19 protein-coding genes are annotated in these 23,623 nt (G+C 66.2%); 17 read left to right on the top strand and 2 right to left on the bottom strand.

The genetic code is table 11. From position 1 onward, the window contains the following. The first annotated feature begins 33 nt into the window (after positions 1-33). The 6 genes from ABWY06_RS21175 to ABWY06_RS21150 are packed head-to-tail and all read left to right on the top strand — an operon-like array spanning position 34 to position 11,542. Complete coding sequence (locus tag ABWY06_RS21175; protein WP_353927558.1) at positions 34-357, top strand: hypothetical protein; 324 nt, start codon at positions 34-36, stop codon at positions 355-357. A 1-nt stretch (position 358) separates the two neighbouring features. Then, positions 359-724 (top strand): GPW/gp25 family protein, encoded by a 366-nt coding sequence (locus tag ABWY06_RS21170; protein ID WP_353927557.1) that lies wholly within the window; start codon positions 359-361, stop codon positions 722-724. A 7-nt stretch (positions 725-731) separates the two neighbouring features. Then, complete coding sequence (locus ABWY06_RS21165) at positions 732-3,161, top strand: putative baseplate assembly protein (RefSeq protein ID WP_353927556.1); 2,430 nt, start codon at positions 732-734, stop codon at positions 3,159-3,161. Next, positions 3,158-6,283, top strand: a complete 3,126-nt coding sequence (locus tag ABWY06_RS21160; protein ID WP_353927555.1) for a putative baseplate assembly protein — start codon at positions 3,158-3,160, stop codon at positions 6,281-6,283. The genes ABWY06_RS21165 and ABWY06_RS21160 overlap by 4 nt, the downstream gene beginning before the upstream one ends. Next, positions 6,280-8,409 (top strand): hypothetical protein, encoded by a 2,130-nt coding sequence (locus tag ABWY06_RS21155; protein ID WP_353927554.1) that lies wholly within the window; start codon positions 6,280-6,282, stop codon positions 8,407-8,409. The genes ABWY06_RS21160 and ABWY06_RS21155 overlap by 4 nt, the downstream gene beginning before the upstream one ends. 37 nt (positions 8,410-8,446) lie before the next feature. After that, positions 8,447-11,542, top strand: a complete 3,096-nt coding sequence (locus ABWY06_RS21150) for a DUF6519 domain-containing protein (protein ID WP_353927553.1) — start codon at positions 8,447-8,449, stop codon at positions 11,540-11,542. A gap of 21 nt (positions 11,543-11,563) precedes the next feature. Here the strand turns inward: ABWY06_RS21150 and ABWY06_RS21145 are convergent, their stop codons facing one another. Continuing rightward, complete coding sequence (locus ABWY06_RS21145; protein ID WP_353927552.1) at positions 11,564-12,361, bottom strand: sulfite exporter TauE/SafE family protein; 798 nt, start codon at positions 12,359-12,361, stop codon at positions 11,564-11,566. A 260-nt stretch (positions 12,362-12,621) separates the two neighbouring features. On the opposite strand from ABWY06_RS21145, the gene ABWY06_RS21140 reads away from it, so the two are divergent. From ABWY06_RS21140 to ABWY06_RS21095, 10 genes are all read left to right on the top strand, one after another. After that, entirely contained in the window at positions 12,622-13,602 is a 981-nt protein-coding gene (locus ABWY06_RS21140; RefSeq protein WP_353927551.1) for a quinone oxidoreductase family protein, read from the top strand. A 13-nt stretch (positions 13,603-13,615) separates the two neighbouring features. After that, the gene (locus ABWY06_RS21135) at positions 13,616-14,464 is read left to right on the top strand and encodes a TauD/TfdA dioxygenase family protein (protein ID WP_353927550.1); all 849 of its coding nucleotides are present in this window, start codon (positions 13,616-13,618) and stop codon (positions 14,462-14,464) included. Positions 14,465-14,516: 52 nt separating this feature from the next. After that, on the top strand, positions 14,517-15,566 hold the full coding sequence (locus ABWY06_RS21130) for a beta-keto acid cleavage family enzyme (RefSeq protein WP_353927549.1): 1,050 nt from the start codon (positions 14,517-14,519) through the stop codon (positions 15,564-15,566). Between the two features lie 383 nt (positions 15,567-15,949). Beyond that, on the top strand, positions 15,950-17,278 hold the full coding sequence (locus ABWY06_RS21125) for an MFS transporter (protein WP_353927548.1): 1,329 nt from the start codon (positions 15,950-15,952) through the stop codon (positions 17,276-17,278). Then, positions 17,275-17,925, top strand: a complete 651-nt coding sequence (locus ABWY06_RS21120) for a DsbA family oxidoreductase (protein ID WP_353927547.1) — start codon at positions 17,275-17,277, stop codon at positions 17,923-17,925. Before ABWY06_RS21125 ends, ABWY06_RS21120 begins: the two co-directional genes overlap by 4 nt. Then, positions 17,922-18,248 (top strand): Rieske (2Fe-2S) protein, encoded by a 327-nt coding sequence (locus ABWY06_RS21115; protein ID WP_353927546.1) that lies wholly within the window; start codon positions 17,922-17,924, stop codon positions 18,246-18,248. The genes ABWY06_RS21120 and ABWY06_RS21115 overlap by 4 nt, the downstream gene beginning before the upstream one ends. Next, entirely contained in the window at positions 18,245-19,255 is a 1,011-nt protein-coding gene (locus tag ABWY06_RS21110) for a YeiH family protein (protein ID WP_353927545.1), read from the top strand. The genes ABWY06_RS21115 and ABWY06_RS21110 overlap by 4 nt, the downstream gene beginning before the upstream one ends. A gap of 42 nt (positions 19,256-19,297) precedes the next feature. Then, entirely contained in the window at positions 19,298-19,993 is a 696-nt protein-coding gene (locus ABWY06_RS21105) for a CoA transferase subunit A (protein ID WP_353927544.1), read from the top strand. A 2-nt stretch (positions 19,994-19,995) separates the two neighbouring features. Then, a complete protein-coding gene (locus tag ABWY06_RS21100; RefSeq protein ID WP_353927543.1) occupies positions 19,996-20,625 on the top strand; it encodes a CoA transferase subunit B in 630 nt (209 codons plus the stop codon). A 288-nt stretch (positions 20,626-20,913) separates the two neighbouring features. Next, positions 20,914-21,681 (top strand): hypothetical protein, encoded by a 768-nt coding sequence (locus tag ABWY06_RS21095; RefSeq protein ID WP_353927542.1) that lies wholly within the window; start codon positions 20,914-20,916, stop codon positions 21,679-21,681. Between the two features lie 3 nt (positions 21,682-21,684). Here the strand turns inward: ABWY06_RS21095 and ABWY06_RS21090 are convergent, their stop codons facing one another. Continuing rightward, positions 21,685-22,695 carry an AraC family transcriptional regulator gene (locus ABWY06_RS21090; RefSeq protein ID WP_353927541.1) on the bottom strand — a complete coding sequence of 337 codons (1,011 nt, stop codon included), beginning with the start codon at positions 22,693-22,695 and terminating at the stop codon, positions 21,685-21,687. Positions 22,696-23,004: 309 nt separating this feature from the next. Here ABWY06_RS21090 and ABWY06_RS21085 point away from each other — a divergent pair, with 309 nt between their 5' ends. Then, positions 23,005-23,619 (top strand): RBBP9/YdeN family alpha/beta hydrolase, encoded by a 615-nt coding sequence (locus ABWY06_RS21085; RefSeq protein ID WP_353927540.1) that lies wholly within the window; start codon positions 23,005-23,007, stop codon positions 23,617-23,619. The last annotated feature ends 4 nt before the right edge of the window (positions 23,620-23,623 follow it).

Raw genomic sequence — 23,623 nt, 5'->3', positions numbered from 1 at the left:
CGGTCGGGTGCCATCGCCCGCGGGGAAACGCTGATGCCTGGCTTTCTCCTGCATGTCGGCGCCACGGTGCTCTGTGCCCATGGCGGACAGGCCACCCCTACCGCGCCGTTTCCCCGGGTGACCCTGTCCGGCCAGCCCGTCACCACCCTGGCCGCGCCCTATGTGATCGCCGGCTGCAGCATGCCGCCGCCGTCGGCCGGTAACGGCCCCTGCGTCAGCGGCCAGTGGTTGGTCGGCGCCACCCGGGTATTGGCCGGTGGACAACCGGTGCTGCTGCAGTCCAGCACTTCCATTTGCACCCCGACCGGTACGCCGATGCAGGTCGTGGTCACCCAGGTACGGGTTTCAGGAGTCTGACATGGCCTTGGATTTCCCCTTTCGCATCGACTCGCGCGGCCGCAGTGCCGAGGTCTTCGACGATGCGCGGATTCGCAATCAGATCGAGCAGGTGCTGTTCACCGTGCCCGGCGAGCGGGTCAACCGTCCCGATTTCGGCTGCGGCCTGCTGCAGTTGGTGTTCGCCCCCAACAGCGACACTTTGGCGGCCGCGTTGCAGATGACCGTGCAGGGCGCCCTGCAGCAGTGGCTGGGCGAACTGATCGAGGTGGAAGAGGTGCTGCTCGAGACGCTTGATGCGCGCCTCAACGTAACGGTGCTCTACCAGGTCCGCCGTGATCGGGAGCGCCAACTGGCGACCTTCAGCCGCGGTCTGGCACAAGGATGAAAGCCCGATGAAACGCCAATTTCGCAGCGATAATCCCCACCGCCTGCAGCTGCTGCGCGACTTGCAGCCGCCCAGCCTGAATGGCATCGATTACCTGGAAGTAACGAGCAAGGATCAGCGCAGCCTCAAGCTGGTCTTTGTCCACCCGGTGTTCGGCCTGACCCTGGATCACTGCCGGATCGACGGCGGGGTGCGCATTCGCGGCATTCGCATCGAGAGCCTGACGGTCAATGGCAAGCAGTTGGAGATCACGGTCGACCGTGCCGGCGATTTTTCCTGGTATGACTTCGTGCTGCTCGACCCGGCGGCGCCGGACGAGGTGCCCGCGGGGTTCGACCCCTGCCTGTCGAGCATTCGTTTCAGCTTCAAGGCCCAATGCCCGTCGGAATTCGATTGCGCCGAGGAGAGTGCCTGCCTGCCGACCGCGCCGCTCGAACCCTTGCTCGACTACCTGGCCAAGGATTTCAGCAGTTTCCGGCGGCTGATGCTCGATCGCATGGGGCAGTTGATTCCCGGCTTCCAGGAGCGCGATCCGGCGGATTTTTCCGTGGCCCTGGTGGAAATGCTGGCCTATGTCGGCGATCAGCTGAGTTACTACCAGGACGCCGTCGCCACCGAGGCCTACCTGGGTACGGCGCGGCGCCGGGTGTCCCTGCGTCGGCACGCGCGGTTGCTCGGCTACCCCATTCACGACGGCTGCAACAGTCGTGTGCACGTCACCCTGGAGGTCCGCGCCGGTGCCGATGGCCAGTCATTGCCCGCCCGCAGCCGGCTGCTGACCCGGGGCGTCGATAATGCAGCGGTGGTGCGTCTGGCGACCCTCGAGTTGTTGCCCGACGCCAACACCCAGGTGTTCGAGACCCTGCACGCGCTGCGCCTGCAGTCCTCGCACAACCGTATCCGCCTGCACGCCTGGGGCGACACGGCCTTCTGCCTGGGCCGGGGCGCGCTGGAGGCGGCGCTGGTGGACGAGCCGGCCTTGGCCCTGGAACCGGGGATGGTGATGATCCTCGAGGAGGTGCTTAGCCCGACCCTGGGCACCGGCGCCGATGCCGATCGTTCGCACCGCCACCCGGTGCGCCTGGTCGCGGTCGAGCCGGGATTCGATGCCCTGACACAAACCCCGCTGCAGCTGGTGCGCTGGCACGAGGAGGATGCCTTGCCCTTCGCGCTGTGCGTCAGCGCCGAGTTCGAGCAGGGTGGCGCCCAGGTCGTGCGCGAGATCGCGGTGGCCCGCGGTAACGTGGTGCTGGCCGACCATGGCCTGAGCCGGGCATATGAGGCGTTGCTGCCGGCGACGGTGCCGCTGAGCGGCAAATACCGTCCGCGTCTGGGGGAGTTCGGCATCGCCTACGCCGAACCCTATGCCCATCAAACGGCGCTGGAGACCGGCTGGTCGGCCCGGCGCGCCCTGCGCCAGGACCCTCGTCGAGCCCGGCCAGCCGATATGCAACTGTTGCCGGACGATCCGGACCAGTTCGGCAACCAGCCCTTGCCCGGCGGCACGCCCTGGCGGCCGCAGCGTGACCTGCTCGGCAGTGACCGTTTCGCCCAGGAGTTCGTGGTCGAAACCGAAGCCGACGGCGCGGTCTACTTGCGCTTCGGCGATAACCGCTTCGGACTGCAACCCGAGCCGGGCAGCCGCCTGCTGGCCAGCTACCGCCAGGGTGGCGGCAGTCTGGGCAATGTCGGGGCGGACAGCATCACCCGGCTGGTCAGCGACGACCTGGCGATCGCGCCCTTCGTCGACCGGGTGCGCAACCCCCTGGCGGCTCAGGGCGGGGCCGAACCGGAAAGCGCCGAGGCGGTGAAACTGTTCGCCCCGGAGGCGTTCCGCAGTCAGGAACGGGCGGTGACCGAAGAGGATTACGCGCGGGCCGCCGAACGCCACCCCGAGGTCCAGCGCGCCGCGGCCCGCCTGCGCTGGACCGGCAGCTGGTACACGGTGTTCGTCAGCCTCGATCGCAAGGACGGCAAGCCGTTGGACGCGCCGTTCCGCGCACAGTTGCTCGAGCACCTGGAGACCTTCCGGCTGGCCGGTTATGACCTGGACCTCAGCGAGCCGGTGTATGTGGCCCTGGATATCGAATTGACCCTCTGCGTGCTGCCCGGCTACTTCGCGGCCGCGGTCAAGCTCGCCGTGCTGCGGCGCCTGGCCAGCGTGCGCGACGAGCAAGGCCAGCGGGGGTTTTTCCACCCCGATCATTTCACCTTCGGCCAGGGCCTGGCGTTGTCGCGCCTGATCGCGGCGGTGCAGACCGTGCCGGGGGTGGCCTCGGTCGAGGTGCTGCGCTTCCAGCGCTGGGGCAAGACCGCCAAGGGCGAACGCGAGGAGGGGCTGATCAGCGCCGCGGCGCTGGAGGTGCTGCGCTTGGATAACGACCCGAATTTCCCCGAGAACGGCCGCCTGCGGCTGAACATGCGAGGTGGCCTGTGAGCGACGGCAAATTCTGCGATTGCTGTGCCGGGGTGACACCCCTGACCCCGGTCGAGGCGCTTAACCCGCCGGGCCAACCGAGCCTGCGTTATCGGGTTGGCACCCACGGTCGTTTTTACGCCAGCCAGCGCGCCCGCCTGGCGGCTCAGCCCGAGTTGCAGGCCTTGACCAGCCGCGCCGCGGACGATCCGGCGCTGGCGCTACTGGATGCCTGGTCCGGGGTGCTGGATGTGCTGAGCTTCTATCAGGAGCGGATCGTCAACGAAGGTTTCCTGCGCACGGCCAGCGAACGTCGTTCGGTGCTGGAACTCGGCCGGGCCATCGGTTATGAACTGCGCCCCGGGGTGGCGGCCTCGACCTTTCTGGCCTTCACCCTGGAAACGGCGCCCGGAGCGCCGGCCGAGGCCCGTATCGACGCCGGGGCACGTTGCCAGAGCGTGCCGGGCCAGGACCAGCAGGCCCAGGTGTTCGAGACGCTGCAAGCGCTGCAGGCACGGGCGGACTGGAATGCCCTGCAGGTGGTCCAAGAGGAGCCGCTGCTGCCCCAGCGCGGCGCCACGGTGCTGTACCTGAAAGGGCAGAATACCGGCTTGAATGCCGGTGATGCCTTGTTGGTGGTCGGGGACGAGCGACAGAACGACCCGGGCAGCGAACGCTGGGATTTTCGCCGGGTGGTGCGTGTGCAGGTGGTGGCCCCGGCGCAGGCCAGCGTCGATCCGCTGGCAGGCTACAGCCTGGTGACGCTGGACCAGCCGCTGGGCTCTAACCAGCCACCGATCGATCCCGCCCAGCTCAATCCGCGCTGTTATGCCCTGCGCACCAAGGCCGCCCTGTTCGGCCAGGCAGCTCCGGACTGGCGCGCCATGCCACGCAGCCTGCGCGCCAGTTACCTGGGCTTCGACAACGACGACCAGGCGCCGATCAGCCTCTATCGGCAGTGGCCCGGTTTCACCTTGGCGGACATCTCCGATCCGCCGACGGCCGTGGCCAGCGGCAGTGGCCTGCACGGCGAGTACTTCGACCGGGACGACTTGCAGGAGCGCAAACTGACCCGCACCGACGCCACGATCAATTTCGACTGGGGCACCGGCAGTCCGGCCCCGGGGATCGACAGCGAGAGTTTTTCCATCCGCTGGAGCGGCTGGCTGCAGATTCCGGCCAGCGGCAATTACAGTTTCTTTGTCAAAGCCGACTACGGCGTACGCCTGTGGATCGCCGGTCAACTGCTGATCGACCAGTGGACCAACAGCGACGTGGACCTGGAACACAGCGCGGTACTGAACAACCTGGTTGCGGGGCAAAAGCTCGACCTGCGCCTGGAATACAGGGAGATTTCGGCGAACGCCTCCATCGCCTTGCGCTGGTCCGGCCCGGGCCTCGCCAAGCAGATCATCGCGCAGAACCGGCTGTACCCCCGGGACGTGCACACGGTGCACCTGGACGCCAGCCATCCGCGGATGGTGAGTGGCAGCTGGCTGGTGCTGGCGACCCCCGATTACCAGGAGCTGTACCGGGTGCTGGATAACCGTGAGGACGCCCGTGCGGCCTTTACCCTCAGCACCAAGACCAGTCGGCTGAGCCTGCAGGGGGAACAGCTGCGCGAACGCTTCAACGAACATCTGCGCGACACCAGCGTGTTCGGCGAGTCCTTGCTGCTGCCCTGGGCCAGCCGTCCACGCTCCGGCTTTATCAACGGGCATCTGTTGACCCTGGACCGCCTGCAGCCCGGTCTCGAGCCTGAGCGTTGGTTGGCGCTCAGCGGCAATACCCTGCCTGCGCTGGCGCAGAACGCCCAGGCCCGCCAGCGCCTGTTGGCGGGGCAACCCCTGGCGGCCCTGGAGATCGCTCGCGACGGCGTGCAGGCCAGGCTGTCCTTCGCCGAGGGGCAGGTGTTCGAGGTCGAGCTGGGGTTCGCCTCGGAAGTGGTGCAGGTGCGGCGCAACGAGGTGGTCAACGGCCGTTCGCGCCTGGAGCTGGAAAGCGACTTGCTCAATGCCTACCTGCCGTCGACCCTGCGCATCAATGCCAATGTGGCGCCGGCCAGCCATGGCGACAGCAAACAGATGCAGGTACAGGCCGAGGTGCTCGGCAGCGGCGACGGCAGTCGGGCCTACCAACGCTTCGCGTTGCGCCAGAAACCCCTGACCCATGTCAGCGCGCCCACTGCCACGGGCATCGCCAGCACCCTCGAGGTGCGGGTCGATGGCCTGCGCTGGCAGGAAGCCGCGCGCATCGGCGAACTGACGGCCCAGGACAGCGCTTACCTGTTGCGCCGCGACGACGATGGCACGACCTGGGTGCAGTTCGGCGATGGCGAGCATGGCCGCCGCCTGCCCAGCGGGCAGATGAACGTCCAGGCCCGCTACCGGGTCGGCATCGGCGCGGCCGGTAATGTCGGGCAGGGCCAGATCAGCCTGCTGCTGAACCGGCCCCTGGGTGTCAAGGACGTGATCAATCCGGTGGCGGCAACGGGCGGCACCGACCCCGAACCCCGGGAGCGCGCGCGGCAGAATGCACCGCTGACCGTGTTGACCCTGGATCGTATCGTCTCGCTGCGCGACTTCGAGGATTTTGCCGCGGCGTTTGCCGGCATCGGCAAGGCCCAGGCGGTGTGGTTGTGGAATGGCGAGGGGCGGTTGGTGCACCTGACGGTCAGCGCGGTGGATGGAGAGCCACTGGAACCCGGCGCCGCGCTGTTTCGCAACCTGGTGGCGGCGGTGGATCGGGTACGCCCGGCGCACCAGGCGTTGCGCGTCGAACCCGGGGTGATTCGGCGCTTCGGCCTGAGTGCCAAGGTGCGGGTGGAGCCGGCTTATACCAGCCCCCAGGTATTGGCCGCCCTGCACCAGGCCCTGGGCGCGGCCTTTGGCTTCGCCGCCCGGGGCTATGGTCAGTCCCTGAGCGGCAGCGAGGTGCTGGCAGTGATGCAGGCGGTCCCGGGGGTGGCGCGTATCGACCTCGACACGCTGCGCCTGCAGGACGGTTTGCAGGTTCAGAGCGTCGCCGGCCCCGACGGTCGCCTGCGCGCGCGCGGCGCCCGTTGGCAGGACGGGCAGATCCTGCCGGCGCAGCTGTTGCTGCTTGACCCCCTGGATGTGCTGCTGACGGAGCTGACCTTATGACCATCGACGCCGACTTCCTGCTGAACCAGCTGCCGGCCTTCTACCGCGCCCGCGATGCCGAGCAGGGTGGTCCGCTGCGGGCCTTGCTGGGCGTGCTGGCCGAGCAGGGCGACCTGCTCGAGGCGGATATCGCCCAGCTGTACGACAACTGGTTTATCGAAACCTGTGACGACTGGCTGATCCCCTATATCGGCGACCTGCTCGGCGTGCGGGGCCTCTATTCGGTCAGCGGTACCCAGGCCTTCGGCATGCGCGCCTATGTCGCCAACAGCCTGCGCTTGCGCCAGCGCAAGGGCACCGTGCCGGTGCTGGAGCAACTGGCATTCGACACCAGCGGTTGGCGCGCCCGCGCCGTGGAATTCTTCGAGCTGCTGGCCACCACCCAATCGCTCAACCATCTGCGCCCGCACAACCTGCGTACCCCGGATTTGCGCGATGCGGCGCGCCTGGAGCGGCTCGACGGGCCCTTTGATCGCACTGCCCACAGCGGCGAGGTCCGGCCCCTGTCCGCCGGGCGCTACAACATCGCCAACCTCGGCCTGTACCTGTGGCGGCTGCAGGCCTATGCGCTGCAGCGGGCCACGGCCCGTGCACGGCTGCTGCCGCTGCAGGGCTTCTACAGTTTCGATGCCCTGGGTCGGACGTTCGTCGACGACCCCTTGAAGCACGACGGGCTACTGTTCAACCGGCCGCGCACTGAAACCGAGATCACCCAGCTGGCGCAACCGATCAACGTCCCGGAACCCCTGTCACGGCGAGTGCTGCACGACGAGTTGACGGCCTTGCGCCAGGCCCTGACCGACGGCGAGGAACCCCGCCTGGCCTATTTCGCCGACGTCGCCGGTGGTGCCGTGCTGCGCATCTGGCTGGATGGCGTCGAGGTGCCGCCCGAGCATCTGTTGGTCTGTAACCTGTCGCCGCTGCCCGGCGTGGTGCCCGAGGAGTGGCGCCGCCCGCCGCAGAGCCTGCTGGTCACGGCGCGCAAGGCCGGTCGGCCGGACCGCAGTTTCCCCGCGCTGGCGGGGCAGTCGTTGGTGGGCTTCGACCCGGTGCTGGGGCGGATCGCGCTCCCTGCGGGGGCCAGCGCCGGCCGGGTGGAAGTGGCCTATGCCTACGGTTTCCCCGGGGATATCGGTGGCGGCCCCTACGACCGCCGTCCCCTGCGGCGCGAAGACGAGGCGGCGCTGGGGTTGCTCGACCCGTCGGACTTCGACGCGCTGCTGCGCGTGCCCGGCGATCAGCCGACTTTGGCTGCCGCGTTGGCTGCGGTGGTGCCCGGTTCACGGACCCTGGTTCGATTGATGAACGACAGCACCGAGGTCCTGATGGTCGACCTCGACTTGCCGGACACCCACCTGGCCATCGAGGCGCTCAATCGCCGTCGGCCGGTGCTGATCGGCGAACTGCGCCTGCGGGGCAACGGTGATACCCGCTTGAGCCTGTCCGGGCTGCTGCTCGACGGTGAACTGGGGTTGAGCGGCGCGTTGCGGCGGGTCAACCTGCGCCACTGCAGCCTGCTGCCGGGCGGCATTCGCCACACCGGCAGCGGCAGCGAGTTGGCCCTCGAGCTGAGCCATTGCCTGTGCGGGCCGGTCCGGGTGGACAACGCCATTGCTGGGGTCGGCGCCGTCGATAGCCTGTTCGACAATGCCAGTGGCCAGGCGTTCGCGCTGCCAGACACGCCATTGAGCCTGGCCCGCTGCACGGTGTTCGGCGGCACGGCGGCCGGCGAGCTGCACGCCAGCGACAGCCTGTTCGACGACCTGGTGCAGATCACCCGCCGGCAGACCGGCTGCGTGCGCTTCAGCTACCTGCCGCCGACGTCGCTGACCCCGCGGCGTTATCGCTGCCAGCCGGACCTGGTGACCCGCGACCTGCCGGCCAGCCAGGCCAAGCTGGAGCAGGTGCGAGTCACGCCCGCATTTACCGCGGTGACCTTCGGCCATCCGGCCTATGCCCAGCTCAGCCTGTCGACTGCGCCGGAGATCCGCGCCGGGGCCGAGAACGGTGCGGAGATGGGGGTGTGGAACCTGCTGCAGCAGCCTCAACGGGAGGCCAACCTGCGCCAGGCGTTGGACGAGTACCTGCGCTTCGGCCTGGAGGCCGGGGTGATTTTTGTCAATTGAGCTTGCGAACTGACCGCGTCATTATCAGGACGATCCCATGAAAGCCGATCTCACTCGCTCCACCGATCAACCGCGCCAGCACTACCGGGCCGTGCGCATGCAGCAGGGCCGGGTACAGCTGGATGCCGACTGGAACGAGCAACAGGACATCCTCAACCGCCGCCTCGAAACCGAGACCCGCGACACCCTGGGTCAGGGCGCCGGGCCGTGGGCCCAGGCCGGTTTCAAACTCACCGGCAACGGCCAGAACATCGATATCGGCGCCGGCCGCTACTATGTCGAGGGCCTGCTGTGCGATAACCCACTGGCGCTGACCCTCCTGACCCAGTCCCATGTCCCGGCGAACGTGTCGCCCATAGTGCCCGCCGGCGGCCGCCGTTTGGCGTTGCCGCCACCCGGGGCGGCGGCCTTGAACGCCATTCGCGTCTATGACGCCAGCGGCGCAGCGATCGCCCCCGAGGACGGCCTGTACATCGGTTATCTGGAAGCCTGGCTGCGGCATGTCACCGCGCTGGAGGATCCGCTGATCCGCGAGGTGGCCCTGGGCGGCCCGGATACCGCCACTCGCGACCAGTTGGTGTGGCAGGTCAAATTGCTCCGCGCCGGTGACTTGAACGCCAACCTCAATTGCCTCAGCGCCGAGCCCTGGACCAGCTTCAGCGCGGCGCCAGATGGCAAGATGGCGGCCCGCGCCGAACCCAGCACGCCGCCCAAGGACCCTTGCCTGCTGACCCCCGAGGCGGGCTTCCGGCGCCTGGAGAACCTGCTCTACCGGGTCGAGATCCATGAGGACGGCAGCCTGGGCAGCAAGCTGCGCTACAAGTGGTCGCGGGATAACGGCAGTATCCAGACCCGGGTGACCCGCTGGCTGGGCGAGCCGAACGCCAACGAATTCGAAGTCGCCAGTATCGGCCGGGACGCCTACCTGGCGATTACCGCAGGCTGCTGGCTGGAATTCTACAGCGACACCCACGACCTGCTCGGCCAACCCGGCCCCTTGGTGCAGGTGCTCAAGACCGAAGGCAACGTGGTGACCCTCGACTTGGCGAGCGCCACCGGCGCACTGACCAAGGCCGCCTTCAGCGGCAACCCGCGGGTACGTCGCTGGGATGGCTGGGCCGAACTGCTGCCGGCCGCGCCCAACAGCGCCAACGGCTGGGTCGAACTGGAAGACGGGGTGGAGATCAAGTTCGTGCCCGGGCAGTACCGGGTGGCCGACTACTGGACGGTGCCCGCGCGCACGGCCACGGCGGACGTGGAATGGCCCCGTGAGGCGAACAAACCGCAATTTGTCGCACCCCAGGGCATCCTGCGGGCGTTCACCCGCCTGGCGGTGTTGCGCTGCCAGGGCAGTGCCTGGACCACGCTGACCGACTGTCGCTCGCTGTTTCCGGCGCTGAGCCAGTTGACCAACCTGTATTACCTGGGCGGCGATGGCCAGCAGGTGATGCCCGATCCACTGGCGCCGCAGCCGGTGGCCCTGCCCAGCCCGCTCGAGGTGGCGGTGTTCAACGGCCAGTTTCCCGTGGTGGGGGCCCAGGTACGCTTCACCGCGACCGCTGGCCTGCTGTCCAACGGCAGCCTCAGCGAGGTGGTGAACACCAGCGCCGAGGGGGTGGCGGCGGTCGTCTGGCGACTGGCCCCCGATGTGCTCGACCAGGGCTGCCGGGCCGAGTTGCTGGAGGCCGGACAACCGGTGGCCGGCAAGTACAACGACCTGCATTTTTCCGCCCGCCTGGCCGTGGCGGCGCAAGTGGCCTACGACTCGAGCAAATGCCCGGACATGCTGGCCGAGGGCATCAATACCGTGCAGGAGGCGCTCGATGCGCTATGCCTGAAGAACCATGGCGGGGGCTGCTGCACCAGTGTCGGCGAGGGCGGCGAGTTCGCCACCCTGGACCAGGCCCTGAAGACCCTGGTCGACCAGGGCCGTCGTGATATCTGCCTGTGCCTGCTGCCGGGCGCGCATATGCTCTCGGACAGCATCGACCTGGGGGTCACGGAAAACACCTACCTGTATATCCATGGCGCCGGTCCGGCCAGCCGCCTGATCGTGCGCGAGCAGGAATTCAACCTGTTCAACTTCGGCTCGGTCACCCTGCGCGACTTCGAGATCAACAGCCTGGGCGATGGCCTGGTGATACGCCTGGTCCGTTGCGAGGAGGTGCGCTTGCAGGGGATGCGGCTGATGGGCCTGACCGACCCCGGCAACAGCCTGTTGCAGATCGAGGGGGCGGCACAGGTCGAGTTGTCCGGGTGCGTGTTGGACGCGTATCAGCGTATCTCGCCGCAACGGGGTATCGACCTGATCAAGGCCGTGCCCTTGTTGGCGCCCTTCGAAGCCAGCCTGGCCAAGGACAGCCTGTTCGCGCCGGTGTCGGCCAAGGTGGTGGACGCCTTCGTCGCGTACACCGCGGCGCAACGCAAAACCCTTTTCAGCCAGATGGATGCCCTGCTGCGCAACGGTACCGCGCCTTTCAATCTGGACACGGACGAGCAACAAGCGCTGCTGGCGTTGCGCACGGGACTGGACAAACAGGTCGGCCAACGACAAATCGGCATGGCCCTGGGGCGCCTGCGCGGCTTCCTGCTGATCAACCAGCCCGGCTTCGCCCTGGCGTTGGCCGACGCCGACGCCGACACCCTGTTGACCGACAATCGCCTGCTGGGGCGGTTGTCATTGTATGGCGAGTCCAGTCATGGCGAGACCCTCAATGACACGCAGATGAAAATGCTCGGTGCAGGTATTCGCGACGGGCGTATCCAGTTGCTGCGTGGCCCGGGTCACCTGCGCCTGCGCAATAACCGCCTGCGCGAGGTGCGTCTGGGCGACGAGATGTTTAAGCAGGTGCAACAGGCCGGCAATGCCACCGGCGGCGGTGCCACCCTCGCAGGTTGTTACCGCAGCCTGGTGGCCGATGCCAATACCCTGGCCGGGGTGGAGAGCCAGTTGCTGGCCTTCGACCTGGCGTTGAGCCAGAACGTCCTGGAGCGCCAGCAGGATATCGGCGTGACCCTGGCGACCCAGGGCAAGTACCTGGGCAACTTCGCCCATAACGATTTCCGCCTGTTCGCCGTGGGCCACGAACCGGAAAAATTCGGCAATGGCGGGTTGAATATCGTCGATTTCTAGCTCGGCGCTGCGGCCGCCGGGTCAGAGGCTGGCGCGCACCATCAGCGCCAGCGCCACGACGATCAGCAGCAGGGCGAAGCCGCGCTGCACGGCCTGTTCGGACAGGTAGGCGGCAACTTGGCGTCCGCTGGCCATGCCGGCGGCGGTGGCCATGGCGAACAGCAGCGTGGCCTGCATCGGCATCGCCGCGCCTTGGGCCAGCGCCAGCGCGATGCCCCCGCTGCCCACCAGGGTGATCACCATCAGCGACGTGGCGACCACGCCATGCATCGAGACATCGGTGAAGCGCCGCAGCATCGGCACTATGACAAAGCCACCGCCGACCCCCAGCAGACCCGTGAGCAAGCCCGTCAGGGCACCAATACCGCCCAGTAGCAGCGCGGTACCCCAGCACCAGTGAAAGCGCCCGGTTTGCGGATTGATGCGGGCCAGGGCGCCCATGGTGGTTTCGACGCGCATGGCGTGGGCACCATGCTTGAGCAGCAGACGAATACCGACACTCAACATGATGCCGCCGAACAGCCCCATCAACCAGGGCTGCGGAATGACCTGCGCCAGCTGCTGGCCCAGCAAGGTGAAGGGCACCCCGCTGATCGCCATCAGGATCGCGGCACGGTAGCGCACAAGCCTTTTGCGCAGCCCCTCGAGTGCGCCGATCGCCGCGCTGCTGACCACCGCCGTCAGGGCTACCGGGGCGGCCTGTTGCATGGACCAGCCCATGCCGGCGACCAGGGCCGGCACCGCCAGTATCCCACCCCCCGCGCCTGTCACGCCGAGGACGGCTCCTACCAGAATGCCGAGGATAAGGGCGATTGCCATGGGGACTCTTCGCTAGGTTCAAGGGCTGTCGCCGGACGCTGAATGGCTGGCGACGCTTGGCTCGTTCTGCCGGCCAGGCAGCAACAGCGCCGGGATAAATGCTATCAGGTTGATGGGCGGGCAGCCTGGCGTTAGAGGGGCTGTCATGAAATGAAAAGCGGCTGTCGTGGGATGAGAAGCGTGCGCGCGACAGTCTCCCTAAAGTTCAATCAACGGGTCTGTGATCCCAAAACATAACAATTCCAAATGGAGAAGGTGGCATGGCCAAAGCCGTACGCTTCTATGAAACCGGTGGTCCCGACGTGCTGCGCTATGAGGACGTCGAGGTCGGTGAGCCCGGTCCCGGCCAGGTGCGCCTGCGCCATGTGGCGGTCGGCCTGAACTACGCCGACACCTATTTCCGTAACGGTACCTACCCGATCCCCTTGCCCAACGGCATGGGTGTGGAAGCGTCCGGCGTGGTGCAGGCGGTGGGCGAGGGCGTCAGCAACGTGGCGGTGGGCGATCGGGTCACCTACACCGGTTTTCTCAATACCCTCGGCGCCTACTCGACCGAGCGCCTGATCCAGGCCGCGCCGCTGATCAAACTGCCGGAAACCATCGCCTTCGAGACCGCCGCGGCCATGACCATGCGCGGCCTGACCTCGGCCTACCTGATGCGTCGCCTCTACGATTTCAAAGCCGGCGACAGCATTCTGCTGCACGCTGCCGCGGGCGGTGTCGGCCTGATCGTCGCGCAGTGGGCCAAGCTGCTGGGCCTGACCGTGATCGGCACCGTGTCTACCGAGGCCAAGGCCGAAGTGGCCCGTGCCCACGGCTGCGACCACTGCATCAACTACAGCCACGAGGATGTCGCCAAGCGCGTGCGCGAGTTGACCGATGGCGTCGGCGTCAACGTGGTATTCGACAGCGTCGGCAAGAACACCTTTATGGCTTCGCTGGATTCGCTTAAGCGCCGCGGCCTGATGGTCTGCGTCGGCACCGCCTCCGGCCCGATCCCGGCCTTCGAACCGGTCATGCTGGCGATGAAGGGCTCGCTGTTTATGACCCGTCCGGCTTTGGCCGACTACATTGCCGATCCGGCCGAGAAAGCCGAGTTGGCCGGCGAGCTGTTCGACCACGTCGGCAGCGGCCGCATCAAGATCGAGATCAACCAGCACTACGCCTTGCAGGACGCCGTGGACGCCCATCGTGATCTTGAGTCGCGCAAGACCACCGGCTCGTCGATCTTCGTCATCTGAGGAGGGCACTGTCATGCAAGTCGAACAACTGAGCTGTGCCATCGGCGCCGAGCTGGTCGGCGTCAAGCTGGCCGATGCCATCCACGACGACGGCCTGTTCGCCGAGATCCGCGCTCAACTGCTCAAGCACCGGGTGCTGTTCCTGCGCGACCAGGACTTCAGCCGCGCCGAGCATGTGGCCTTCGCCCGCCGCTTCGGCGAGCTGGAAGACCATCCGGTGGCCGGCAGCGACCCGGAGCATCCGGGTCTGGTGCAGATCTACAAGACCCCGGACAAGCCCAACGATCGTTACGAGAACGCCTGGCACTCCGATGCCACCTGGCGCGAGGCGCCACCGCTGGGCTCCGTGCTGCGCTGCGTGGAGTGCCCGCCGGTGGGTGGCGACACCATGTGGGCCAATATGGTGCTGGCCTACGAGAACCTGCCGGCGGAGGTGAAGGCGAAGATCGAGGGCCTGCGTGCCCGTCACAGCATCGAGGCCAGTTTCGGTGCCGCCATGCCGATCGAAAAACGCCTGGCGCTCAAGGCGCTGTACCCGGACGCCGAGCACCCGGTGGTGCGCACCCATCCGGAAACGGGTGAGAAAGTGCTGTTCGTCAACGCCTTCACCACCCACCTGAGCAACTACCACACCCCCGAGCGCGTGCGTTTCGGCCAGGACGCCAACCCCGGCGCCGCCGACCTGCTGCGTTACCTGATCAGCCAGGCCTACATCCCCGAGTACCAGGTGCGTTGGCGCTGGAAGCCCAACAGCGTGGCGATCTGGGACAACCGCAGCACCCAACACTACGCCGTCATGGACTACCCGCCGTGCCATCGCAAGATGGAACGCGCGGGGATCATCGGCGACAAGACCTACTGAGTCGGAACGCCCTGGTGGCACCACTCACTTTCAATTGTTGGAGGCAACAGAAATGAACTTTCTTGACGGTTCTCTCTTCCCTGAAAACCAGGATAAGCTCGTCATCACCGCTGCTCCCTATGGCCCGGAATGGTTCCCCTCCGACTATCTGGAAGACATTCCGGTGACCATGGAAGATCAGATTCAGAAGGCCGTTGACTGCTACGAAGCCGGCGCCTCTGTATTGCACCTGCACGTGCGCGAGCTGGACGGCAAGGGGTCCAAGCGCCTGTCCATGTTCAACGAACTGATCGCCGGTGTGCGCAAGGCCGTACCGGACATGGTCATCCAGGTCGGCGGCTCTATCTCCTTCGCCCCCCCGGAAGACGGCGCGGCTGCGAAGTGGCTGCATGACGACACCCGCCACATGCTTGCCGAACTCGATCCCAAACCCGACCAGGTCACTGTGACGGTCAACACCACACAGATGAACGTCATCGAGCAGATGGACGCGCGCGACTACGCGGGTACGTCCATGGGCAGCGATACCTATGAAGCCTACCGCGAGATGATCGTGCCCTCCGGCCCGAGCTTCATCGAGGAGCATGTGCGCCGCCTGAGTGCCGCCGGCATCCAGAGCGCCTTCCAGTTCTACAATATCAACAGCTACGAGTCGGTGGAGCGCCTGATTCGCCGCGGTGGCTACAAGGGGCCGCTGGTGTGCAACTGGGTGGCGATTGGTGGTGGCATGGACCAGCCGCACATCTACAGCATGGCCAACTTCCTGCGCGCCATCCCCGACGGGACCATGCTGACGGTGGAAAGCACCATGCTCAACACCCTGCCGATCAACCTGATGGGCATGGCTATGGGCCTTCACGTGCGTTGCGGGATTGAGGACAACCTCTGGACCCAGGACCGTTCGCGCAAGATGACTTCCGTCGAGCAGATTGAACAGTTGGTACGCCTGGCAAAAGAAATCGGCCGTCCTGTTGCCAACGGAAAGGAAGCCCGCGAGATCCTTAAGATCGGTGTTTTCTACGAGACGGTCGAAGAAACCCTGGCCGCCAACGGCTTCGCCCCGAATCCGAAGGGGGGTCAGCAAGGCTTCCTGCGCAAGTGACTCATCCGTAGGAATAGGGTGGGTTGGCCGTGACAGTGGCGTAGCCCAGCATGAATGTCAGCAGACAGCTTCGGGGCGTCCCGGCAGGGTGCCGGGAGGGTTGTGGCCTTCGGTCACCGCCCTACAGCGTTCCCGTAGTGTCGTTGATGCATGCAATACGCCCTCGCGGACGCTATGAGCGCGGGGGCAGGGCGTACTCGGCTGGCCTGCCAACCCTGTCCGACCGTCTTCGATTCGTTTGTGAAAAAGCTTCTGCCCGTTCGGCGCTCCCGCTTGTCGCCCTGCAGGCAAGAGCCGGTGCCGCATGCCCGCTCCCACAAAGAGTCGGGGGACGCTTTTTCACAGCCGGTTCCACGTACAAGACACGCTTTCTAGGAGGCAGTATGGCCGCACACCCCATCAGCGACGACGGTATCGATACGTCGCTCGGCATTCCGCGCACCTATGCCTGGATCGTCTTCGCACTCACCTTCGGGCTGCTGATCTCCGACTATATGTCGCGGCAGGTGCTCAATGCGGTATTCCCGCTGCTCAAGGGCGAATGGGCGCTGACTGACAGTCAGCTCGGCCTGCTCAGCGGCATAGTTGCACTGATGGTCGGCCTGCTGACCTTCCCGCTGTCGTTGCTGGCCGATCGCTTCGGCCGGGTCAAGAGCCTGACCCTGATGGCCGTAGTGTGGAGCCTGGCGACCCTGGGCTGCGCGCTGGCGGAGAACTACCAACAGATGTTAATCGCCCGCTTTCTGGTCGGGGTCGGCGAGGCGGCCTACGGCAGTGTCGGCATCGCCGTGGTGGTCTCGGTGTTCCCCCGCGAGATGCGGGCCAGCCTCTCGGGCGCCTTCATTTCCGGTGGCATGTTCGGCTCGGTGCTGGGTATGGCGGCTGGCGGATTTATGGCACAGCATTTTGGCTGGCGCTGGGCCTTTGCCGGCATGGCGTTGTTCGGTCTGCTGCTGGCCATGCTCTATCCGCTGATCGTTCGTGGGGCGCGCATTGCCCCGCCGCGTGCCGTGGCGGCGGCAGGCAAGGTGGCGGACAAGGTCAGCAGGCCGCTGCGCACCCTGTATTCCACTCGCTCGGTGATCGGGGCCTATGTCGGCAGCGGCCTGCAGTTGTTCGTCGGCGGCACGGTGGTCGTCTGGATGCCCAGCTATCTGAACCGCTTCTACGGCATGACCACCGAAAAGGCCGGCGCGGTGGCGGCGATCATCGTCCTGTGCAGCGGCGCCGGGATGATCCTCTGCGGCATGCTCTGCGACCGCCTGGGGCGCAACCGTCCGGATCGCAAGATCAGCCTGGCCATCGGCTACTGCCTGGGCAGCTGCGCGCTGCTGTCGCTGGCCTTCGCCCTGCCGTCCGGCATGCCGCAGCTGGTGCTGATCGGCCTGGGCATGCTGATCGCCGCCGGCACCACCGGTCCGGCCGGCGCCATGGTCGCCAACCTGACCGACTCCAGGGTGCACGGCACGGCCTTCGCGACCTTGACGTTGTGCAACAACCTGTTGGGGTTGGCCACCGGGCCGCTGATCACCGGCAAAGTCTCCGACCTGATCGGCTTGCAGGCGGCATTCCAATTGGTGCCGCTGATCAGCATCGCGGCCGCCGCGGTGTTCTTCTACGCCCGGCGCCACTACCACAACGATCTGGCGCGGCTGAATGCGCAACCCGTAGCCGAACCGGCCGCCGCGGCGGTACGGGAGGCGCGACCATGAGCCGCCCGTTACAGGTCGAGGTGTTCTTCGATTTCATCTGCCCCTGGTGCCTGATCGGCAAGCGCCAGTTCGAGCGTGCGTTGGCCGACCTGCAGGCCGCGCAACCGGCGGCGGTGGTGGATGTGACCTGGCGCGGCGTGCAGTTGCTGCCGGACCTGCCGGCCAGCGGCTTGCCATTTGCCGAGTTCTATGTGCGTCGGCTGGGCAGCGAGCAGGCCGTGCGCCAGCGCCAGGCCCAGGTACGGGAGGTGGCAGGCGCCGCCGGGGTGAACATCGATTTCGCCGCTATTGCGCGCATGCCCAATACCGCCGATGCCCATCGCCTGCTGGCCCGCGCCGCGGAGCTGGGCAGCCCGGCGCAGTGCGATGGGTTGTTGGAGCGCCTGTTCGTGGCCTATTTCCAGAACGGCGAAGACCTGGGTGATCCCGCCACCCTGCTGGCGATCGCCGAGTCCTGCGGCTTTGCCTTAGCGGATCTGACCGACAGCCTGCAGGGCGACGGCCGCCCCTTCGTGGCCGGCGGCATGCCCGCCAACGGTGTGCCGTATTTCGTCTTCGGCCGCCATCTGTCGCTGTCCGGTGCGCAACCGGCCAAGGTGCTGCTCCGCGCCATGCAGGAAGCCCTGGCGAAGGGTAGCGCGCAATGAGCCAGCGCTACGCAATTCAGCCCGGCCAGGTGCCGGCACCCGGTGCCCGGAAGTTGCTCGAGTTCGATGGCAAGAGCCTGGCCTTGTTCAATGTGTCCGGCCAGTTCTACGCCATCGATGACAGCTGCCCGCACCAGGGAGCCTCGTTGTGCGGCGGGCTGCTGCAGGGACGGGTGATCCAGTGTTGTGCCCATGGCCTGCGCTTCGACCTGGCCAGCGGTTACCTGCTCAACTCGACCGCGCTCAAGGTCGGCCACTACCCGGTCGAGGTGCTCGAGGGCCAGGTATTCATTGTCATCGATGCCGAGGAGTCCGTGTCATGAGCAGTATCGCTCTGGTCAGCTTCAATAGCCGCGCGCGGGAACTGGCCCCCGGTTTTATCGTCAGCCTGATCGCCGCCGCGGCGGCGAGTTTTCTGTCCGAACACTACGGCGCCCCGGTCATGCTGTTTGCCCTGCTGCTGGGGCTGGCGCTGAATTTCCTGGCGGCGGATGGCAAGTGCAAGGCCGGTATCGAATTTACCGCGCGTACCGTGCTGCGCATCGGCATCGCCCTGCTGGGCATGCGCATTACCCTGGAGCAAATCGCCGCACTGGGCTGGAAACCGATTGCATTGGTGATAGTCGTGGTGCTGGTGACCATTCTGGTCTCGGTGGCGGCGGCCAAGGCGCTGGGCTTCAAGCGTATTTTCGGCATGCTCACCGGCGGTGCCACCGCCATCTGCGGCGCTTCGGCGGCGTTGGCACTGGCCGCCGCGCTGCCCAACCATCCGCAGAAGGAGCGGGCCACGCTGTTCACCGTGATCGGCGTGTCGGCGCTGTCGACCCTGGCGATGATCCTCTATCCGATGATCGCGAACTGGTTCGAGTTGTCGCCGCAGATGGCCGGGGTGTTTTTGGGCGCCACCATCCATGACGTCGCCCAGGTGGTCGGTGCCGGCTACAGCATGTCCGCCGAGACCGGCGACACCGCCACCGTGGTCAAGCTGATGCGCGTGGCGATGCTGCTGCCGGTGATCGTCAGTGCCGCCATGATCACCCGCCTGCAGGGTGCCGATCCCACCGGCAAGCGTCCGCCGTTGCTGCCCTGGTTCGCGGTCGCCTTCCTGCTGCTCGCCTGCGTCAACAGCACCGGCTGGGTGCCGACGCTGGTACAGGGTGGGCTGAACGATCTGTCGCGCTGGTGCCTGGTCGTCGCCATCAGCGCCTTGGGGATGAAAACCCAGCTCAAGGAACTGGCTGCGGTGGGCATCAAGCCGATCCTGCTGATGGTGGGTGAAACCGTTTTCCTGGCGGCCCTGGTGCTGCTGTTACTGCGCTGGGCGATGTAGCCGGGCCACGGCTGCGCTGCAGAACAACAACGAGAGGTGCAGATGAACAAGATTTATCCCGACGCCCAGGCCGCGCTGGCCGGCCTCGTCGACGACGGCATCACCATCGCCTCCGGCGGCTTCGGCCTGTGCGGCATCCCCGAGCGACTGATCGAAGCCTTGGGCGAAACCGGCAAGCGCGGCTTCACGGTGATCAGCAACAACTGCGGGGTGGATGACTTCGGTCTGGGACCGCTGCTGCTCAGCCGGCAGATCAGCAAGATGATTTCGTCCTATGTGGGCGGCAACAAGGAGTTCGAGCGCCAGTACCTGGCCGGCGAACTGGAGCTGGACTTCACGCCTCAAGGCACCCTGGCTGAGAAACTGCGTGCCGGCGGTGCCGGTATCCCGGCCTTTTTCACCAAGACCGGCTACGGCACCCTGGTCGCCGAAGGCAAGGAAACCCGCCAGTTCGAGGGCCAGTGGTATGTCATGGAGCGCTCCTTGACCGCTGATGTGGCGTTGATCAAGGGGGCCCGGGCGGACAAGGCGGGCAACCTGATGTTCAACAAGACCGCGCGCAACTTCAATCCGCTGTGCGCCAAGGCGGGCCGGGTATGCGTCGCCGAGGTCGAGGAAATCGTTGAAGTCGGTGAGCTGAGCCCGGACGAGATCCATCTGCCCGGTATCTATGTGCAGCGTCTGGTGCTCAACCGCCATCCGGAAAAACGTATCGAAGTGCGTACGGTGAGGAACTGAGCATGGCCTGGACCCGTGAAGAAATGGCGCAGCGCGCCGCCCAGGAACTGCAGGACGGTTTCTACGTCAACCTGGGCATCGGCCTGCCGACCCTGGTGGCCAACTACATCCCGGAGGGCATGGACGTTTGGCTGCAGAGCGAGAACGGCCTGCTCGGCATCGGCCCGTTCCCCACCGAGGAGGAGGTTGACGCCGACCTGATCAACGCCGGCAAGCAGACCGTCAGTACCCTGCCGGGTAGCAGCTTCTTCGACAGCGCGGAAAGCTTCGGCATGATCCGCGGCGGCCATATCCACCTGGCCCTGCTCGGTGCCATGCAGGTGTCACAGCAGGGCGACCTGGCCAACTGGATGATCCCCGGCAAGATGGTCAAGGGCATGGGCGGGGCGATGGACCTGGTGGCGGGGGTCAAACGCGTGGTGGTGCTGATGGAGCACTGCGCCAAGGGCGGCACGCACAAGATCCTCGAGCGCTGCGACCTGCCGCTGACCGGTGTCGGCGTGGTCGACCGGATCATCAGCGACCTGGCCGTACTGGACGTCACCGCTGCCGGTCTGCGCCTGGTGGAAATGGCCCCCGACGTGAGTTTTGCGGATCTGCAGGCGGCCACCGGCTGCCAGATCCTGCGGTAGGGCCGGTTGACACTAGCCACACGCGCATAGTGTCAACAGGCCCTACGAACCGCGCACCGTTACTCCATGGCGGTGCGTGTCACTCGTCCGGGGTTGCATTCCCCCGGATCCTTTACGGCGACTGTTTCGGCAGTCGGCCGTTTTTTTATTTCAGCGCCGTGAGCGCTCTGTTGCGCTGGCGCGCACAGCCGTACTGGCCCTGCTTGCCGTCAGGAAAGGTTACCCGAAGCAATCGCGGCCATTCGTCAAAGCACCCGCCATAACAACAAAAAAGCGAGGAGAGGGAAGATGCGAACGAAGTTGCTGCTGTGTCTGTTGTGCCTGCTGAGCCCATGGGCCTGGGGTGATGAACGCCGGGCCCAGCAACTGAGCGAGCTTGGCAGTCGCAGTCAGTTGCTCTGTGCCAGCGCCTTGCTGTACTTCAACCCGTCGGAGCGGCAATCCGATCCGCGCGGCCTGACTGCTGTTTACCAGCACCTGCAAACCCTGGACACCACGGTGCTGCAACTGGGCCAGCCGATCGAGCTGGTGCAACCGGTACGCGTCATGCAACGGGTCTTCGCGCAGCTGGACAGTCTGCCGATCCGGCAGCGCGAGCGTTATCCGCAACTCGTCCAGCAGTTGCTGCTGCAGCAGCGCTCGTTGCTCAAGGCGGTCAACGAACTCCAGGCGCCGTTGAGCCAGGCCGAGCTGGACGCGCGGCTGCCCTTGAACGCCCAGGGCAATGCCCTGGCCAGCCTGTTGCTGGATTATCAGCTGCGCCATTACCCTCTGCCGGACAAGGCCGGATGGTTGCTGTCGAGTGCAGCACTGCAAGCGCTCGACACGAGCATCCAGAAGCGTTTCGAGGCTCTGCTCACGAAGTATCCCGAGCATGCTGCCGAGCTGCGCAAGATCAGGAGCAGTTACCAGTTTGTGCATGCCGAACTGCTGCAGGGCACGGGACAGGCCCATGGCGGCGCCGAGTTCTACCTCGGTCGTGCGGTGATCGATCTCGATGAGCTGGCCGTCACCGTCGAGGCCGAGGGCGGGGCGGCGGCGGGTAGCGGTGGATAAGGCCTAGGACCTGTCCGGAATAATCTTGTTGGCGCTGCGCCAGGCCGCCGGCGGCATGCCGAACTGGCTGATAAACCAGCGGGTAAAGGAGCTGGGCATGGAATAGCCGAGCATGTCGGCGATACGTCCCAGCGAGTAACCGGGGTTCTCCAGGTAGCGGACCACCAGGTCGCAGCGCACGCCATTGACCAGGTCGCTGAAGTTGGCGTGGTCGTCATTCAGGCGGCGCTGCAGGGTCCGCACCGTGATCCCCTGGGTCTGGGCGATTTGCTCGATGGTGGCACGACCCATGGGCAGCAGCAGGTAGATGCTCTTGCGCACGTCGAACACCAGGGAGGGTTCGCCTTCGGTTTGCAGCGAGTCGAGATAACGCTGCGCGTGGCGTGCCATGGCGGCATTGGCTTGGGGGTTGGCGGTATCCAGGTCGGCGGCGGTGCAGACGATGCCGTTGAATTCGCTGCCGAATTCCAGTTTGCAGGCAAAGATGCGCCGGTGTACGGCCAGGTTTGCCGGTGCCTGGTGGGTAAAGCTCACGCAGGTCGGGTGCCAGTGCGCGCCGAGCAACACGGCGCAGAAGCGGTGCATGATCCCGATCGCCAACTCGATGGCCTGGCGGCTGTAGGCGGACGAGACCACTTCCTCGCGAATGATCACCAGGTTACCGGCTTCCTCGACATGAATCGCCAGGGCGTCGTTGAGCAGGTGGCGGTACTGCACGATCACCTGCAAGGCATCCCGCAGGCTGCGCTGGTGGCTGAGCAACAGACTGACTTCACCGAAGTCCGACAGCTGGCGCTGTTCGGCCATGCGCAAACCCAGCGTCTCGCAGCCACTGAGACGCGCCGATTCCTCGAGCAGGGTAACGGCCGTGTCTATCGGAATACGTTGCTTGGGGTCTTCCAGCTGCGTGGGGCTAAGGCCTACCTGCGACAGCAGGCTGTAGACGTTAAGCCCCAGGTGGCGGGCGACCTCCAGGTAATTGGTCAGCACGGCAATGCGGGCGAACGTGATCATTCTTGTGGTTTTCCCGCGTTATCAAGGGGTTCCCGCTACGCCGGCGGTTTATTAGTTATAGCCAAAATGTCGTGAAATGAGAAGACAGGGGGGGGCCGCCACACCGCGTTCAGCGGCTGTTTTCGGGTGGCCTGTGGGGCGTCGGGCCCCGCCGGCTCTGGCCGCCGCTGGGCCCGGCGCGTCGCCCTTGTCACTAAATGAAAAGTCGCTGACGTGGAATGTGAAGCGGGCGGGGGGAGGGCTCTTTAGTGTGGAGTCAGAAGCGTGCGGCTGGGCAGCCGGCGCGTCCCTGAACCCAAAGGTGTTTGGATGGAACAGCTACAAACCTCCGCTACCGTGCTGATTATTCCGGGTCTGCGTGACCATGTGGCCGAGCATTGGCAGACAGTGCTGCAGGCCCGGCTGGCCAAGGTGCGCTCGGTGCCGCCGCTGCAGACCTGCAAGCTCAGCTGCGCGGCGCGCGTCGAAGCCATCCAGCACGAACTGCTGCAGATCGACGGTCCGGTGATCCTGGTCGCCCACAGCGCCGGGGTGCTGATGGTGGCGCACTGGGCGGCCCGTTACCGCCACGCCATCCAGGGTGCACTGCTGGCGACGCCCCCGGACCTCGCCGCCAGTTGGCCGGAAGGCTACCCGAGCCCGAGCATTTTGCAGGCCAACGGCTGGGATCCGCTCCCCGCCGAGCCACTGCCGTTCCCCTGCATCGTGGCCGCCAGCCGCAACGATCACTTGGCCAGTTTCGCGGCGGTTGAGCGCATGGCCACGCAGTGGGGCGCTGAGCTGGTCGACCTGGGCGCGGTTGGCCACCTCAATCCCCAGGCCGGCTACGGCGCCTGGCCGCAGGCCGAGCACTTCATTGCAGCGCTGGACCGTGACACGGGGACGGGCTCAACCGCCCGCCACGCGATACCCGAGGTCGTATGAACAC

The organism is Pseudomonas sp., from assembly GCF_040514055.1.
GTDB lineage: Bacteria > Pseudomonadota > Gammaproteobacteria > Pseudomonadales > Pseudomonadaceae > Aquipseudomonas.
Note: the sequence above shows the minus strand (reverse complement) of the source record. Positions and strands in the feature narration are given on the sequence as shown.